Origin of the sequence: Nocardia sichangensis (genome assembly GCF_047200615.1) — a bacterium.
GTDB lineage: Bacteria > Actinomycetota > Actinomycetes > Mycobacteriales > Mycobacteriaceae > Nocardia > Nocardia sichangensis.
This window is the reverse complement of record NZ_JBJZOK010000083.1, coordinates 1-2,824: the sequence shown is the minus strand read 5'-3', so window position 1 is coordinate 2,824 and position 2,824 is coordinate 1. Positions and strand designations below refer to the sequence as shown.

1 protein-coding gene and 1 pseudogene are annotated in these 2,824 nt (G+C 61.6%); one reads left to right on the top strand and one right to left on the bottom strand.

Annotation, left to right across the window (positions count from 1 at the left end; all coding sequences use genetic code 11):
* Window positions 1-848 precede the first annotated feature (848 nt).
* Window positions 849-1,418, top strand: a complete 570-nt coding sequence (locus ACL03I_RS39130; RefSeq protein ID WP_412808616.1) for a winged helix-turn-helix transcriptional regulator — start codon at window positions 849-851, stop codon at window positions 1,416-1,418.
* Between the two features lie 150 nt (window positions 1,419-1,568).
* On the opposite strand, the pseudogene ACL03I_RS39125 reads toward ACL03I_RS39130, so the two are convergent.
* Window positions 1,569-2,143: pseudogene (locus tag ACL03I_RS39125) on the bottom strand (LysR substrate-binding domain-containing protein); the annotation flags it as partial.
* Between the last annotated feature and the right edge of the window lie 681 nt (window positions 2,144-2,824).

Here is a 2,824-nt window from a genome sequence, read left to right as displayed (position 1 = left end):
CCCGGCCTCGGACTACTACGAACGGCTCCGCCCCACCCGGCCCCGTTCGACGGTCGGTGCGTCTATCCCCGAGCGACGCAACCGGATCGCTGCGCCACCGGGGAGTTCGACCGGGTGGTTCCCGTGTTCACTGTGATTCGCTCGACGAAGGAGGAGCCCAACTGTGTCCCTGCGGCATCGCTACGAGTACGCCGTAGACCTACCTCGTAGCCTCCGGACCGGCTTTCGTCCACCGATCCAGGAGTTCCCCGGCCACTACGAAAGTGGAAGGTACGCACCGCCTGCCCAGATCCGCCAGGTTCCAGCAGGCGGCACATAAAGGGACGTAACAACGCTGGTTCCTCGCGTACTCCTCTTCATCCCGTTCGCCGGACCCGCACCATCTGGCAGTACTGGCCCGTCCCGGCTTTGTCAGGGCTGCTCCAACCCTCCCCAGCACCACCCGGATCAGGCTGCCCTCAACACCGCCGACCTGCTACTACAGGCCGACGATGAAGACCTCTCACCTCCATTCGAAACACAGCACCTCACCGCGCAAACCAAGACTGTGCCAGGTGCAGTTTTCACGTTCCGCCGACATTGCTCACTGTGGTAGCTCCGCGTCTGAGTGTGACTTCGCGCGTTTAGTGCTCGTTGCGGATGTGACTCCGAGCATCCTCGCATTTAGGAGAGCCGATAATCGGCCCGGGGACGGGGGTGCCGCCGTGGGTGCGTTTCCGAGTTACCGACCGCACAAGCCAACTTCGGGTCCGAGTCGTGTTCGAGTGGATACAAGCTGCCTTTAAATGGCTCCGTATAGACTGAAGGCCACTTGAGTTCAATCAAACAACCGGCTAGTCTTCCTTGGCATGCATAGAACTAGCTACAAGGATATGCGTTGCTCGATCGGTCAATCCTTAGAGCTCATCGGACAGTGGTGGACCCCGCTGATCCTTCGAGACCTGTACCTAGGGCTGCATCGGTTCGATGACATCACCGAAAATCTTGGCATCTCCCGAAACCTACTCTCCGACCGGCTTGACGGATTGCTGCATCACGGCATTGTGGAACGGCGAATCTACCGCCAGCGACCGGCGCGGTACGAATACCATCTTACGTCGGCCGGACTTGAGTTCGTGCCAGTGCTGATGGCCTTGATGGCCTGGGGGGACAAATGGGCCACCCCTCCTGGCGGACCGCCAGTGCAGCTGCATCACAACGACTGCGGTGCACTGTTCACCCCGCGGGTCGCGTGTTCTGAGTGCGGCGAACCCGTGAGTGCGACCACAGTCACGGCACTGCCTGGTCCTGGTGCCGCTCCTAGCCCAGGGACCACGGTCGTGGCCCGCAGGCATGCGGAGTTGGGGCGGTCGTCGACCGGCACGCCGGCCGGATTGGAGAACTCAGGCGGCAATCCTGCCGTTCAGTCGATGTCGTAGTGCGTTGTGTGGCTGCGTCGCTATGGAGATCGCCCTTCCGGTTTCACCGATCGCCGTCCGGAGATGCCCCGGCCACCTCGTGGGAGCGATGACAAGTACCCGCCGCATGGGCCGAAGCCCTGATTGCTGCCTCCAGGAACGACACACACGCTATCGGGCGGCACGGAGTTCGGGATTGTTCTCGACGATCGAGTAGAGGACTTCCGTGATGGCTTTTACTCTGGCCAATCGTGTCAATTATCGTGGCAAGACCAACGTCGACCAGTACCGGAAAAAATCCTCATCGGCCGCGCCGATGTAACCGGGCAGCGGCGCGATCCCTATGCGTGCTTAACCGCCTGGTAATACCCGGTGATGTTGTTGGACTGAATGTGCGCGCGGCATGCCGGTAGGAGGGCGTCCATGATGCGTAGCGGCTCCATATCTAGAAGCGTGTCAACGTACCAGACAAGTGTGTGTTCATGCAGGCATCGCGGCACGTGATATTCTACCGATCGGCGAGGTACCTCCGCGACGCACAGAGGCGTAGGTCGTAGTCCGCAAGCTTGCGCACGACCACTGAGCGAGGCGACGGGCGCTTGAGCGTTACGGCGATATCGAAGTCCCGATCTGTCAGCACGTCGTGGGTTGTCGAAAGCACCGAACCCGTCTGGAGTGAGGATCCGAACTGTCCCGATCAGGCTTCCGGACGGCGTCGAAGGCATCTCATCGAGCGCAGCAAGTAGCGGCCGATGCCCGCTCCGCCGGGGACAGCTCTGCTGCACACCGACCGCGAACCGCAAACGCCGCACCAATGGCAGCAGTGGCTCACGGCCGCCTGCACCGCGAGCCGCCCGACAAGCGATCACCATCACGGGCGATCATCGACCGGACGACCACACCGGAACGCGTCTCGTGCACGCCCACTGCCACAGCAACCACACTAAAGCGTTGGCGGGCATCACACTTCTGGCGACCGTGGGCCCGATCTCGGTACCCACGAAAAGGCTAACGGGGGCTTCGGGGGCTTGCTTGAGCCGGTTGCCTGGAAAGCGGGCACGGCCGGTTCTTAGGGGGAGAGGGCGTAGCAACACGCCCCCGGCTACCCGCCGAGTACGAGTTCGTCGCCCTGCGGTACTTCGCTTTCAATGGCACCGACCACCGCACACGGCGAACAAGACGACGCGATCGGCACCTACATCCGCTGGCGCAGCCAGCACGCCGGACCTATCCGTGACTTCGCCGTTCGAGCCAAGTTCTGACGACTCGATTACGTACCCAAAATTGCCTGACGCGGCACTAGTGATCTACACAACTATTTTCTTCGGCGCGATCGAAGTCGATATCGATGCCGAACTCGCCCAGCGAGTGTTCTGCGCATGAAATCCGTTCATTAATCGTAGGATTCGGCGGTGGCAAGGGCGGGG

What these genes read in the sequence shown, in the direction of transcription:
- ACL03I_RS39130 (WP_412808616.1), top strand. Translation starts at nt 849, where the DNA reads ATGCATAGAACTAGCTACAAGGATATGCGTTGCTCGATCGGTCAATCC.